Raw genomic sequence first — 13100 nt, forward strand, 5'->3', positions numbered from 1 at the left:
GTGCATTGCCGCTGCACGGTTGCCGACGAGGGCCTCTGTGCCGGACCGGGCTGGCCCTACAGTGCGCGGCCCCACAGTTTTACAGGAGCGAGGAAGAATCATGAGCAGCGAAACTGCCGCCAACGAAGCCACAGCAACAACCCAAGACGGTGTTGTCGCCGGCGGCTTGCAGCCTGTAGGCGCTGCACGGCGCCGGGGTCCCTTCCGGGAGGGGGAGCGGGTCCAGCTGACCGACGAACGCGGCCGGATGAACACCATCACGCTGGAAACCGGCGGCGCGTTCCACACCCACCGCGGCTTCCTGAACCACGACGAGATCATCGGCAAGGTGGACGGTTCGGTAGTGGTGAACAACGTTGGCCAGCAGTACCAGACGCTGCGCCCGCTTCTCTCCGATTTTGTCCTGTCCATGCCCCGGGGTGCCGCCGTGGTTTACCCGAAGGATGCAGGGCAGATTGTCACCATGGCGGACATCTTTCCCGGCGCCAGGGTAGTGGAGGCCGGGGTCGGTTCCGGCGCGCTGTCCATCTCGCTGCTGCGGGCCGTGGGCGACAACGGCTACCTGCACTCCTTTGAACGCCGGGCGGAATTCGCGGACATTGCCCGGGGCAACGTGGAGACCATCTTTGGTGGCCCCCACCCCGCCTGGAAGGTCTCGCTCGGCGATTTCCAGGAAGAAGTGGTCCGCAGCGAAGCCCCCGGGTCCATTGACCGCGTGGTCCTGGACATGCTGGCGCCGTGGGAGTGCCTCGACGCCGTTGCCACGGTGCTTGCCCCAGGCGGCGTCTGGATCAATTACGTGGCCACCGTAACGCAGCTCTCCCGGACTGCCGAGGCCATCCGCGCCGACGGCCGTTTCACCGAGCCCGACGCTTGGGAATCCCTGGTGCGTGGCTGGCATCTGGAAGGCCTGGCGGTCCGCCCAGACCACCGCATGGTGGCCCACACCGGTTTCCTGCTGGTGACCCGCCGGCTGGCTGACGGTGTCACCGGGATTTCGGTCAAGCGCCGGCCGTCCAAAACGGATTTCAATGAAGAGGACGTCAATGCCTGGACGCCCGGCGCGGTGGGCGAACGGCTGGTCTCAGACAAGAAACTTCGCCGCGCAGCGAGGGACGCCATCGCCGGCACCAACGTTAAGGACGAACCCGTTAAAGACGAACCGGAGATCACGAACTAGTCCATATTTCGGGAGTCTTCAGCTGTACCTGCCAACTTGGGGCTAAGGTCTTAAGAGAAGCGCAGGAAGGGGCTGATGCATGATGGAGACGCCGAACCAGGACTCCGGACGCACACCGGCGGAGCAGTCTGCCGCCAACGATCTGTCCGTTGCCGACCGGCAGGTTAACATCCTCCGGGACAAACTCAGGCACATCGACCGCCAATTGGCAGCCGCGACACAAAACAACGCCAAGCTCGTCAGCATGCTGGAAACTGCGAAAGCGGAGATTCTTCGGCTGAAGAACGCGCTGGACCAGGAAGGGCAGCCGCCGTACAGCTTTGGCACCATCCTCCAGTTGAACCCAAAGCGGCAGCCGTCGGCCGGCAGCAGCGGGCAGGCCGCCACGGAGGAATCCGCTGACATCTTCAATGCCGGCCGAAAGATGCGGGTGGGGATCAGTCCACTGGTCAACATCAACCAGTTGGCAGTGGGCCAGGAGGTCCTGCTGAACGAGGCACTGCTGATCGTGGCCGGACTCGGCTACGAGCGTGCGGGAGAGCTTGCGACACTCAAGGAAATGCTCGGCGCAGACCGCGCCCTGGTAGTGGGACGGGCGGACGAAGAGCGCGTGATCCGGCTCTCCGGAGCACTGCTGTCCGAAAAACTCAGGGTGGGCGATGCACTGTCCATCGACTCCCGCACAGGATATGCCCTGGAGAAGGTACCCAGGTCCGAGGTGGAAAACCTCGTACTCGAGGAAGTCCCGGACATCACGTACGAGGACATCGGTGGCCTGGGGCCGCAGATCGAGCAGATCAGGGACGCCGTCGAATTGCCGTTCCTGCACCCTGACCTCTACCGTGAGCACGGCCTGAAGGCACCCAAGGGGATCCTGCTCTACGGTCCGCCGGGCTGCGGCAAGACCCTCATCGCCAAGGCAGTAGCCAACTCATTGGCCGCCCGGGCGGCAGAACGTTCAGGCAACGTAGATCTGAAGAGCTACTTCCTGAACATCAAAGGTCCTGAACTGCTGGACAAGTACGTGGGGGAGACCGAACGGCACATCCGCCTGATTTTCTCCCGCGCCCGGGAAAAGGCGTCCGACGGCAGCCCCGTAGTGGTGTTCTTCGACGAGATGGACTCCCTCTTCCGCACCCGCGGAACCGGGATCTCCTCAGACGTCGAAACCACCATCGTTCCCCAGCTGCTCAGTGAGATCGACGGCGTGGAGCGGCTTGACAACGTGATTGTGATCGGTGCCTCCAACCGCGAGGACATGATTGATCCGGCCATCCTGCGTCCGGGCCGTCTGGACGTCAAAGTCAAGATCCACCGCCCCGACGCCGAGGCCGCAGCCGACATCTTCAACAAGTACATCACCACTGACCTGCCGTTCCACGAGTCCGATCTCGCAGAGCATGACGGTGACGTCCAGGCAACCGTGGACGCCATGATCCAGCGCACGGTGGAAGCCATGTACTCCACAGACAAGTCCAACGAGTACCTGGAAGTCACCTACGCCAACGGCGACACGGAGATGCTCTACTTCAAGGACTTCAACTCCGGCGCAGTGGTGCAGAATGTGGTTGACCGGGCCAAGAAGTACGCCATCAAGGATTTGCTGACGCTGCACCAGAAGGGCCTGCGGATCGAGCACCTGCTCCGTGCCGTAGTGGATGAATTCCGCGAACACGAGGATATGCCCAACACCACCAACCCGGATGACTGGGCACGCATCTCCGGCAAGAAGGGCGAGCGGATCACCTACATCCGCACCATCGTCCAGGGCAAGGCCGGCCAGGAGCCAGGCAAGTCTATTGAGACGATGCCGAACACAGGGCAGTACCTGTGACGGCTGCACCGGAACCCGTCGTCGGAGGATCGCTCCCCGTCGGCGGGGCCATGCGCGTCATGGGGGCTGAGACCGAGTACGGTATCCATGCCCCCTCGGCCCCCGGCGCCAATGCCACCATGATGTCCGCCCGGGTAGTGCAGGCGTATGCGCAGGTGACACGCCAGCGCGCGGCCGGCGGAGCAGAGACGCGGTGGGACTACACCGACGAGGAGCCCCTGCACGACGCCCGCGGCTGGACCCTTGAGCGGGAATCGGCGCATCCCAGCCAACTGACTGACCAACCGCCGGTCCTTGACGCCGAAGCCGTGGCCCTTGCCTACGGGCGCGAGGAACTGGAACTGGACGGGCAGGACGAGTCAGGCACGCTGCTGATGAACATGGTCCTGGGCAACGGCGCGCGCCTGTACGTGGACCATGCGCACCCGGAGTATTCCAGCCCTGAGGTCACCAGTCCCCGTGACGCCGTGAAGTGGGACGCGGCAGGGGACCTCGTAGCCCTGGCCGCAGTCCGGCGGCTCGCGGCGGATCCCGAACTCCCCGCCGTCAACCTCTACAAAAACAACACGGACAACAAGTCCGTCTCCTACGGCTCCCATGAGAACTACCTCATGCCGCGCTCCGTCCCGTTTGGCGACATCGTGCGGGGCCTGACACCCTTCTTCGTTACCCGGCAAATCATGTGCGGTTCGGGCCGGGTGGGTTTGGGACAGGACAGCTCCACACCGGGTTACCAGATCAGCCAACGTGCGGATTTCTTCGAGGCCGAAGTGGGCCTGGAGACCACCATCCGCCGGCCCATCATCAACACCCGTGATGAACCGCATGCCACCGCGGACAAGTACCGCCGGCTGCATGTGATCATCGGGGACGCCAACCTGAGCCAGGTGTCCAATTACCTGAAATTTGGCGCCACAGCGCTGGTTCTCAGCCTCATCGAAGCAGGCCTTGCACCGAAAGTGGAAGTGCACGAGCCTGTCGCCGCACTGCAGGCCGTCAGCCACGACACGTCCCTGACTGCCAAACTCAGGCTGCTGGACGGGCGCAGGGTGACAGCCCTGGATCTTCAGTGGATGTATCACGAGGCCGCCGCAAAGCTTGCCCAGGACACAGGGGTTGGCGACGCCGTCGACGGGGACGGGCACACCCACGAGGTCCTGGAGCGCTGGGCGTCCACGCTCACGCAGCTGGACTCGGACAGGGCGGCTGCCGCCTCATCGGTGGAGTGGCTGGCAAAGCTTTCCCTTCTGGAGGGTTACCGGGACCGTGACGGGCTCGCCTGGGACGACGCCAGGCTTGGCCTCGTGGATCTGCAGTGGGCGGATATCCGTCCGGAGAAGGGCCTGTATTACAGGTTCCTCGCGCGGAACCGGATGCAACGGATCATCGACGACGCCGACATCGCCACTGCGGTCACCGAACCGCCGTCGGACACCCGTGCCTTTTTCCGCGGCCGCTGCATCAGCAGCTTCGGCAAGGATGTGGTGGGGGCAAGCTGGGACTCGGTCATCTTCGATGTACCGGGATACGGCCGGCTCCAGCGGGTGCCCACCAGGGAACCGCTGCGTGGCACCAAAGCACTCACCGGAGGGCTCTTTGCCCGCCACCGGACGGCCGGTCCTTTCCTGGCAGAGCTGCTGGGACACAAGACTGCTCCGCCTCCGGCGTAAACCGCCCAAGCCGGCCGACGGCGTGGCAATATGGGCATATCGGAAGATCCGTCCCGGATCCGATGACTCACAGAGGGAGTGATAACAATGGCAGGCCAGGAGCAGCAGCAGCCACAATCGCGCGACAGCCAGGTCGAGGAAGACGTGCCGGAGGCCCCTCCCGCGCCCCCTGAAGCCCAGGCATCGGCGTCCACCCAGGGCGTGGATGACCTCCTCGACGAAATCGACGGCGTCCTTGAATCCAACGCTGAAGAGTTTGTCCGCGCGTTCGTCCAAAAGGGCGGTCAGTAACCCGGGTTCGGATGCTGGCGGAAGCCGCGGACGGCCGGAAACTGTACAGACGCTGAAGTACCACGTTCAAGGAGTGCATGAGTGCAGGAATCAACCGCCAATCAGGTAGCCGCCAGTGCGACGTCGTCATTTACCGAGCATCTGCAGCGGGACCGCCCGGAACTGCTTCCCTACGGCCGTGACCTTCCGGCCGGGGCAAATCCGGGCACACCCCTGCAGGTGCCGCATGCCACCACCATCGTGGCGATGAGCTACGGTGGCGGCGTACTGATGGCTGGTGATCGGCGTGCCACCATGGGCAACGTGATTGCCAGCCGGCACATTGAAAAGGTATTTCCGGCGGACCAGTATTCAGTCCTGGGGATAGCAGGAACAGCAGGCATCGCCATAGACCTGACCCGTCTCTTCCAGGTGGAGCTGGAACACTACGAAAAGATCGAGGGCACGCTGCTCAGCCTGGATGGCAAGGCCAACCGGCTGGGGGCCATGATCCGCAGCAACCTTCCCATGGCCATGCAGGGACTGGCCGTGGTTCCCCTCTTTGCAGGCTTTGACACCACGGCCGGCGTGGGCCGCCTCTTCTCCTACGATGTCACTGGCGGCCGGTACGAGGAACGGGAACACCACACGGTGGGGTCCGGTTCGGTCTTCGCCCGCGGCGCTCTGAAAAAGCTATGGCGGCCCAACCTCACGGAAGCCGAGGCAGTTTCGGTGGCCGTGGAATCGCTTTACGACGCTGCCGACGACGATTCCGCCACCGGCGGCCCCGATCCCGTCCGTCAGCTTTGGCCGATTGTCTACACTGTGAACAGGTCCGGTGCCAGGCGCGTGCCCGAGTCCGAGCTGGCCACGGTGGCAGGAAACATCATCGAAGCCCGTTCCAGCGCACGGCGGGAGGCCTGAGATGACGCAGCAGTTTTATGTTTCGCCTGAGCAACTGATGAAGGACCGTGCGGACTTCGCACGGAAAGGCATCGCACGCGGCCGCTCTGTGGTGGTGGTCAGCTGTGAGGACGGCATCGCGCTGGTTGCCGAAAACCCGTCACCGTCGCTGCACAAGATCGGCGAGATCTACGACAAGATCGCGTTTGCCGCGGTGGGCAAGTACAACGAATTTGAAAGCCTTCGCCAGGCAGGTGTGAGGTATGCCGATGTCCGCGGGTACTCGTACGACCGCGAGGATGTCACGGCCCGCGGACTTGCCAGCGTTTACGCGCAAAGCCTTGGTGCCGTGTTCACGGCGGAACAGAAGCCCTTCGAAGTGGAGTTGGCAGTGGCCGAGGTGGGACCCACGCAGGAACGCGACCACCTCTACCGGCTGACTTTCGACGGTTCCATCGCAGATGAGCACGGCTTCATTGTCATGGGCGGCCAGGCTGAGAAGGTGTCATCCGCCATTGCGGCAGGCTGGCGCTCGTCCTTGCGGTTCCCCCATGCGATCCGTCTCGCGATGGAAGGCCTGGTCACTGACACGGAAGCAGGGGAACTGCCAGCCAAAGCCGTGGAAGTTGCCGTGCTGGACCGCGTTTCCGAGAGCTCCCGTGGCTCGCGGCGCGCCTTCCGGCGACTGAATGACGCCGATCTCACGGCGTTGCTTGCTGAGGAGGACTGAAATGGACAAGAGGATCTTCGGTATTGAAACCGAGTTCGGCATTTCGTACTCGAGCCCGGATTCACGGCCGTTGGCGCCCGAGGAAGTGGCCCGTTACCTTTTCCGCAAGGTGGTCAGCTGGGGGAGGTCATCCAACGTGTTCCTCACCAACGGTTCCCGCCTCTACCTCGACGTCGGATCGCACCCCGAGTATGCCACCGCTGAATGCGATGACCTTGCACAGCTCATCGCCCACGACCGGGCAGGCGAACTCATCCTTGATGACCTCGTGGACGAAGCACAGTCCAGGCTGGCGGCTGAGGGCTTCAACGGCACCGTGTACCTGTTCAAGAACAACACTGATTCGGCCGGCAACTCCTACGGCAGCCATGAAAACTACCTGATCCCGCGGCGGGGCGAGTTCTCCAGGCTGGCCGAAATCCTCATTCCCTTCCTTGTTACCCGGCAGCTCATCGCCGGGGCGGGAAAAATCCTCAAAACGCCGCACGGGGCCACCTACGCCTTTTCGCAGCGGGCCGACCATATCTGGGAGGGTGTCTCGTCCGCCACCACACGGTCCCGTCCCATCATCAACACCAGGGACGAACCACACGCCGATGCCGAGTTCTTCAGGCGGCTCCATGTCATTGTGGGCGATTCGAACATGTCCGAAACGACGGCCCTGCTGAAGGTGGGCACGGTGGACCTGATCCTGCGGATGATTGAGGCCGGCGTGATCATGCGCGACATGCGGATGGAAAACCCCATCCGCAGCATCCGGGAAATTTCCCACGACCTCACTGGCCGTGCCCTGGTCCGGCTGGCGAACGGCCGCCAACTGACGGCGCTGGAGATCCAGCAGGAGTACCTGACCAAGGTCATCGCTTTCGTTCAGGAGAACGGTGCGCACAACCCGCATGTCCCGCTCATCCTTGACCTGTGGGGCAGGACCCTGAGGGCCATTGAAAGCGGCGACACCAGCACCATCGAAACAGAAATCGACTGGGCTATTAAAAAGAAGCTGATGGACAACTACCGGGAACGGCATGGCCTGGGCCTGGACGCACCGCGGATTGCCCAGCTTGACCTCACTTACCATGACATTTCACGCAGCCGCGGACTCTACTATCTGCTCCAGTCCAGAGGCGTGGTGCGTCGCGTGGTGGATGACACCATAGTCAAGGATGCGGTGGACGCCCCGCCCCAGACCACCAGGGCCAAATTACGGGGAGATTTCGTCCGCCGCGCCCAGGAACTGGGCAGGGACTACACGGTGGACTGGGTGCATCTGAAGCTGAATGACCGCGCACACCAGACCATCCTGTGCAAGGATCCATTCCGCAGCGTGGACGACCGTGTGGATGCCCTGCTGGACTCTATGGGCTGACACACAGCTTGAGGGGCTATTCTGGATAGGGCCGTTCTTTGGCCCTGCAGCGGTGCCGAGTGAACGAGTTCCGGCACCGCATCCACCTTGCCCCGACGAAAGTTCTCTTACGTGCGCCGACTACTTGCAATTCTTATCCCCGGTCTGCTGTTGCTTACCGCCTGTGGCGGGTCGCCCGCAGCACCGGAACCCACCAGTCAGTCCGCTGGCGATACTGCGAAGTTCGACTCCCTGAAACTGACGGACAACGGGGACAAAAAAGCTCCCGGCGTCGAATTCACCAAGCCACTCGAAGTGACTGAACCCACTGTCAAGGTGGTCGCCGAGGGCAGCGGGGATCCCGTCAAACCGAACCAGGTTGCGAACATCTCAATCCTCGCCCTGAACGGAACCGACGGCTCCACGCTGGAGGACACCTTCGCCGGTGAGCCCGAGCCCCTGGAACTCAACGAGGACCTCAAGACCGGAAGCGCCTTCATTTACAACGCGTTTGTTGGCGCCAAAGTCGGTTCGAGCCTTGCCCTTGCCATTCCCGGCCAGGCTGCTGCCGCCTCCGGCGCCCCGGCCCAGCCCACACAGCTGCTGCTGATCAAGGTGCTCTCCGCCAAGGACGTCCCACCGGCGCTCGAAAAGCCAGAGGGCGATCCCGTCACTCCGCCTGCAGGCCTGCCCACCGTCAAGGAAAATGACCAGGGCGTTCCGGAGATCTCCGTGGATGGCGCTGCGGCGCCCACTGCCCTCGTGGCCCAGGACCTGATCAAGGGCAAGGGCGCCGAAGTCAAGGCAACAGACACCCTCACCGTCAACTACGTGGGCGTGAACCTCGTGGGCGGCACCAAGTTTGATTCAAGCTTCGACCGCGGAGAGCCCGCCAGCTTCCCGCTGACGGGTGTCATCAAGGGCTGGACGCAGGGGCTCGCCGGGAAGACAGTTGGCTCGCGTGTACTCTTGGTTGTCCCCAAAGACCTGGCCTATGGTGACGCCGGGCAGGGCGAAGCCAAGGGCGACCTCGTTTTCGTTGTCGACATCCTCGGCGTTAAGTAGCTCTACAGCTACAACATTCACAAACCTGTTCCACTCACCACGCCCCACCAACTAGAAGGAGCAACCATGTCATTTGGTCAGCGCAATTTCGACCGCCAGAAGCCGGAAATTGACTTCCCGGAAGGCGATGTCCCCACAGAGCTGGTCATCACTGACCTCATCGAGGGTGACGGCGCCGAGGCCAAGGCCGGCGACACCGTCTCCACCCACTATGTGGGCGTTGCCTGGTCCACCGGCGAAGAATTCGACGCATCCTGGGGCCGCGGCGCACCGCTGGACTTCCGCGTAGGCGTCGGCCAGGTCATCCAGGGCTGGGACCAGGGCCTGCTCGGCATGAAAGTGGGCGGACGCCGCCGCCTGGAGATCCCCTCTGAACTCGCCTATGGATCACGCGGTGCCGGCGGAGCCATCGGCCCCAACGAAGCCCTGATCTTTGTGGTCGACCTCGTGGGCGTCCGCTGACCGGAGCCGTATAAGGCGTAGCCGCAAAAGGCACTGACGCCGGCGCTGAAGGCGCGGTAACGAACAGGACTGTTGTCCTGTTGTTGCCGCGCTTTCTGCTTTCCGGCACGGACTTTAGTAACGTAGCCTGCGTGTCCGCATCCCGTACAGAGCGCCTCCTGAATCTGCTGATCGCACTCCTCAACACCAAATACGGCCTCCGCCGCAGCGAACTGCGCGAAAAGGTCTACCACGACACGTCCGGCAATGACGTGGCCTTCGGCAGGATGTTCGAGCGTGACAAGAACGACCTGCGGCAGTTCGGCTTTGACGTGGAGACGGTTACGGACCTGGGCTGGAGTGAGGACGATCCCGCCACCACGCGCTACCGGATCGGCAAGGAGTCCAACAGGCTGCCGGACGTCCGGCTCAGCCCGGGGGAGTGGACGGTACTTCTGCTGGCCTCGCAGCTCTGGGAACGGGCGGCACTGGGCGCCGCCGCAGAGAACGCGCTGCGGAAGCTGCAGGCTTCCGGCGGCCTGTCTGACGTTGGACTTCCCGTCGGTGTTCAGCCAAGAATCAAACCCGCCGGCAGGGCGTTCGATGATCTCGTCGGAGCCATGCACGCCCAGCACCCTGTCACCTTCAGCTATCTGGCAGGCAGTACAGGCAACGAGGAACACCGGACGGTGGAACCCTGGGGCCTGGGAAGCCGCTTCGGCCAGTGGTACCTTGCCGGCTATGACCGCACGCGCCGGGCTGTGCGGCATTTCCGCCTCTCCCGGATCACCAGTGCCGTCTCGGTACTGGACAAGGAGCGCTATTCGCCGCCGGAGAACTTCAACATCCGGGAAGTGCTGGCAAGACTTCCGGAACTCCCGCTTCGGACCGCCGTCGTGGACGTCAGGGCGGGGCGGCTGGTGGGCTTGCGCCAGCGCGCCGCGGTCTCCGAGGAAGGCGGGGATATGGGAGCTCCCGACGCCGGGTACGACAGGCTTGAGCTTCAGTTCAGGGATGCGGAGGTGCTTGCCGAGGAACTGGCTTCCTACGGCCCGGATGCCCTGGCAGTCTCGCCTGACGAGCTCGTCACGGCCGTCCGGCGAAGGCTGCGTGCCGCCGCTGACTTCTGCGCGTCTCCGGTTCCGGAGTTCAGGTTTTCCGATGCCACAGCGGCCAGGACGGCCCGCAAGCGGACGTCTGAGGATCAGCTCAAACGGATGCTGCAGCTGGTGCCGTTCCTGGTGCACAACCAGGGGCTGCACATCCAGGACGTTGCGCGGCGGTTTGGGGTCACGCGCACTGAACTTGAAGATGACTTGCGGATCCTCATCTGTTCCGGCCTTCCCGAGGGGTATCCGGACGACCTCCTGGACATCCAGTGGGAGGACGACCACGTCTATATCACCCAGGATCTGGATCTCACCAGGCCGGTCCGCTTCACCGTGGAGGAGGCCTGTGCGCTCCTCACTGGTCTGGAGACGCTGAACGGCCTGCCGGAACTCGCTGAGGGCGGAGCGCTGGAATCCGTAACCCTGAAGCTCATGGCAGCAGCAGGTGAAGAGGGACTTCGCGCCGGCTCCCTCGCGGGGCCTGAGGTTGGTCCGGCGGATTCCGCGATTCTCGAACTGATCCATCAGGCGATCGATGACCGAGCCCAGCTGCATCTTGTGTATTTGTCCCCGCAGCGGGACAGGTTTTCAGAACGCGACGTTGACCCGCTCCGTCTTTATTCGCTGGACAACACGTGGTATTTCGAGGCGTACTGCCATTCTGTGCAGGGGTTGCGGAACTTCCGGCTGGACCGGGTCCAGGAGTTGCGGCGAAACGGCAAACAGGCGTCAAGCGACATGGAGCCCGCCGAAGGTTTCCCCGCCAAGCTCTTCACTCCCACCGACGACGACGTCACGGTGACGGTCCAGCTCACCAGGCAGGGCGCCGGGCTGGCTGACGACTACTACGCCGAACGCACGGCAGCCCTTCAGGACGGCGGCCTGGTGGCGGAGATCCGGTTCGGCAACACTGCCTGGCTGCCAATGTTCGTGGCCCAGCATGGGGGTGCGGTGCGCATTCTGGAGCCTGCGGAACTGGCGGAGTCTGCACGCAACTGGGTCAAGGCCTCGTTGGACCGGTACGGCGGCTAGACTTCTCAGCATGCCTTGGTGGTCCTGGATTCTGCTCTGGATAGCGCTTGTTGCGCTCTCCCTCCTGTTCTATGTCTTTTTGGGCATCCGCCTTTTCCGCCAGTTCATGGCAACGGTCAAGGATCTGGGTGCCGCAGGAGAGAAACTGGCGCGGCTGAATCCGGATCTTGCTCCGCCAGGGGACAGCCCGGCGGACAAGGCGGAGCAGCCCGGTTCAGCCGTTTTTGCCTCACCCGTGCGGATGCGGCATGATTACCACACATCCGCGTCATCACGCCGGGAACAGCGCCGCCAAAGGCGGGTTCAGCGTAGGACCGACCGGGGCCAGCCGCAGCTACTGGGCGATCTCGACTTCACTTAGACGTAGGATGTATCCAGAGGAAAGGAACTCCCGTGGGAAGACTCTTTGATGGCCCGTGGCCAATCGTAATTATCATCGTCGTGGCCTTGCTGCTCTTTGCCGCGCCCAAGCTTCCGGCCATGGCGCGCAGCCTTGGGCAGTCGATGCGGATCATTAAATCCGAAGTCAAGGAAATGAAGAACGACGGCAAGACCGAGACCACCGATGCATCGGGGCCCGTAGAGGGTAAGGTCGTCAACCATCCGCAGGGCAAACCCGGTGAGCCGACCGACGGTACTGACGCTCCGCCGTCGAACCGCGCTTAACCTGCAGTGGCACTAACGAGGGGCCGTAAATCAAACCCTGAAGGGCGGATGGCTCTTTGGGACCACCTCAGGGAGCTGAAGAACCGGCTGATCAAGTCCGCCATCGGCGTTGTCGTCGGCGGCGTGGGCGGCTGGTTCCTCTATGACCCGTTGCTCTCGGCCTTGGCCGAGCCGGTGAACCGCATTTCACAGCAAACCGGTGGGCTCTCCGCCATCAACTTTGGCACGATTGCTTCACCATTCGACTTCAAGTTGCAGATGTCGCTGCTGATCGGCCTGGTTATTTCCAGCCCGATCTGGATCTACCAGTTGTGGGCGTTCATCACCCCGGGCCTGACCTCGAAAGAGCGGCGCTACACCCTGGGTTACATGGCGGCAGCAGTGCCTTTGTTCCTGGCCGGAATCTACGCGGGCTGGCTGGTGGTCCCGCAGGTGGTCCGGGCACTGACGCAGTTCACCCCGACCGGGTCTTCCAGCGTTATCGATGCCCGCACCTACATCGAGTTTGTGACCCGGATGGTTCTGGTCCTGGGTATCGCCTTCCTGGTGCCGGTGGTCCTTGTCGGCATCAACATGGCCGGCGTCATCTCCGGCCAGACCATCCTCAAGGCTTGGCGCATCACAGTATTCCTCGTCTTTGTCCTGGCGGCCATCGCTGCCCCGGGTGCCGACGCAATCTCTATGTTTATGCTTGCTGGTCCGCTGCTGCTGCTCTTCTTTGCCGCCATAGGAATCTGTCTGATGAACGACAAACGGCGCAGCCGGCGGGCAGCCAAGCAGGCTGCCGAGACTGAGGCGAATGCGGATATCGCAACCCCGGGCACTGAGCTGAAGAACCTGTAGCCCTCAGCGCAT

General features: G+C 63.1%; 13 protein-coding genes. All 13 read left to right on the forward strand.

The features are described 5' to 3' along the window. Positions 1–100: 100 nt before the first annotated feature. The 13 genes from M1E17_RS12835 (at position 101) to tatC (ending at position 13088) form a co-directional block, all read left to right on the forward strand. Positions 101–1180 (forward strand): tRNA (adenine-N1)-methyltransferase, encoded by a 1080-nt coding sequence (locus tag M1E17_RS12835; RefSeq protein WP_457962420.1) that lies wholly within the window; start codon positions 101–103, stop codon positions 1178–1180. An 82-nt stretch (positions 1181–1262) separates the two neighbouring features. After that, positions 1263–3014, forward strand: a complete 1752-nt coding sequence (arc, locus tag M1E17_RS12840) for a proteasome ATPase (protein ID WP_267279212.1) — start codon at positions 1263–1265, stop codon at positions 3012–3014. Continuing rightward, positions 3011–4684: a depupylase/deamidase Dop gene (gene dop / locus M1E17_RS12845; protein ID WP_457962421.1), complete on the forward strand. Its 1674-nt coding sequence runs from the start codon at positions 3011–3013 to the stop codon at positions 4682–4684. Before arc ends, dop begins: the two co-directional genes overlap by 4 nt. Positions 4685–4771: 87 nt before the next feature. Continuing rightward, entirely contained in the window at positions 4772–4975 is a 204-nt protein-coding gene (locus tag M1E17_RS12850; RefSeq protein ID WP_214959339.1) for a ubiquitin-like protein Pup, read from the forward strand. An 81-nt stretch (positions 4976–5056) separates the two neighbouring features. Then, positions 5057–5878 carry a proteasome subunit beta gene (gene prcB / locus M1E17_RS12855; RefSeq protein ID WP_457962422.1) on the forward strand — a complete coding sequence of 274 codons (822 nt, stop codon included), beginning with the start codon at positions 5057–5059 and terminating at the stop codon, positions 5876–5878. Position 5879: 1 nt separating this feature from the next. Then, positions 5880–6587: a proteasome subunit alpha gene (prcA, locus tag M1E17_RS12860; RefSeq protein ID WP_457962423.1), complete on the forward strand. Its 708-nt coding sequence runs from the start codon at positions 5880–5882 to the stop codon at positions 6585–6587. 1 nt (position 6588) lies between these two features. Then, entirely contained in the window at positions 6589–7953 is a 1365-nt protein-coding gene (pafA, locus tag M1E17_RS12865) for a Pup--protein ligase (RefSeq protein WP_457962424.1), read from the forward strand. Positions 7954–8064: 111 nt separating this feature from the next. Beyond that, positions 8065–8997 (forward strand): FKBP-type peptidyl-prolyl cis-trans isomerase, encoded by a 933-nt coding sequence (locus M1E17_RS12870; RefSeq protein WP_457962425.1) that lies wholly within the window; start codon positions 8065–8067, stop codon positions 8995–8997. A gap of 66 nt (positions 8998–9063) precedes the next feature. Continuing rightward, positions 9064–9459 carry an FKBP-type peptidyl-prolyl cis-trans isomerase gene (locus M1E17_RS12875; RefSeq protein ID WP_457962426.1) on the forward strand — a complete coding sequence of 132 codons (396 nt, stop codon included), beginning with the start codon at positions 9064–9066 and terminating at the stop codon, positions 9457–9459. Positions 9460–9590: 131 nt separating this feature from the next. Continuing rightward, positions 9591–11579: a helix-turn-helix transcriptional regulator gene (locus tag M1E17_RS12880; protein ID WP_457962427.1), complete on the forward strand. Its 1989-nt coding sequence runs from the start codon at positions 9591–9593 to the stop codon at positions 11577–11579. Between the two features lie 10 nt (positions 11580–11589). After that, positions 11590–11940: a hypothetical protein gene (locus tag M1E17_RS12885; protein WP_457962428.1), complete on the forward strand. Its 351-nt coding sequence runs from the start codon at positions 11590–11592 to the stop codon at positions 11938–11940. 32 nt (positions 11941–11972) lie between these two features. Then, positions 11973–12245 carry a Sec-independent protein translocase subunit TatA gene (gene tatA, locus M1E17_RS12890; RefSeq protein WP_457962429.1) on the forward strand — a complete coding sequence of 91 codons (273 nt, stop codon included), beginning with the start codon at positions 11973–11975 and terminating at the stop codon, positions 12243–12245. A 48-nt stretch (positions 12246–12293) separates the two neighbouring features. After that, positions 12294–13088 (forward strand): twin-arginine translocase subunit TatC, encoded by a 795-nt coding sequence (gene tatC, locus M1E17_RS12895; protein ID WP_457962430.1) that lies wholly within the window; start codon positions 12294–12296, stop codon positions 13086–13088. The last annotated feature ends 12 nt before the right edge of the window (positions 13089–13100 follow it).

Source organism: Arthrobacter sp. D1-29, from assembly GCF_054130585.1.

Bases quoted from the DNA above. Each gene is read 5' to 3' on its own strand.
- M1E17_RS12835 (WP_457962420.1), top strand. From the start codon at position 101: ATGAGCAGCGAAACTGCCGCCAACGAAGCCACAGCAACAACCCAAGAC.
- arc (WP_267279212.1), top strand. From the start codon at position 1,263: ATGGAGACGCCGAACCAGGACTCCGGACGCACACCGGCGGAGCAGTCT.
- M1E17_RS12850 (WP_214959339.1), top strand. From the start codon at position 4,772: ATGGCAGGCCAGGAGCAGCAGCAGCCACAATCGCGCGACAGCCAGGTC.
- prcA (WP_457962423.1), top strand. From the start codon at position 5,880: ATGACGCAGCAGTTTTATGTTTCGCCTGAGCAACTGATGAAGGACCGT.
- pafA (WP_457962424.1), top strand. From the start codon at position 6,589: ATGGACAAGAGGATCTTCGGTATTGAAACCGAGTTCGGCATTTCGTAC.
- M1E17_RS12875 (WP_457962426.1), top strand. From the start codon at position 9,064: ATGTCATTTGGTCAGCGCAATTTCGACCGCCAGAAGCCGGAAATTGAC.
- M1E17_RS12885 (WP_457962428.1), top strand. From the start codon at position 11,590: ATGCCTTGGTGGTCCTGGATTCTGCTCTGGATAGCGCTTGTTGCGCTC.
- tatC (WP_457962430.1), top strand. From the start codon at position 12,294: ATGGCTCTTTGGGACCACCTCAGGGAGCTGAAGAACCGGCTGATCAAG.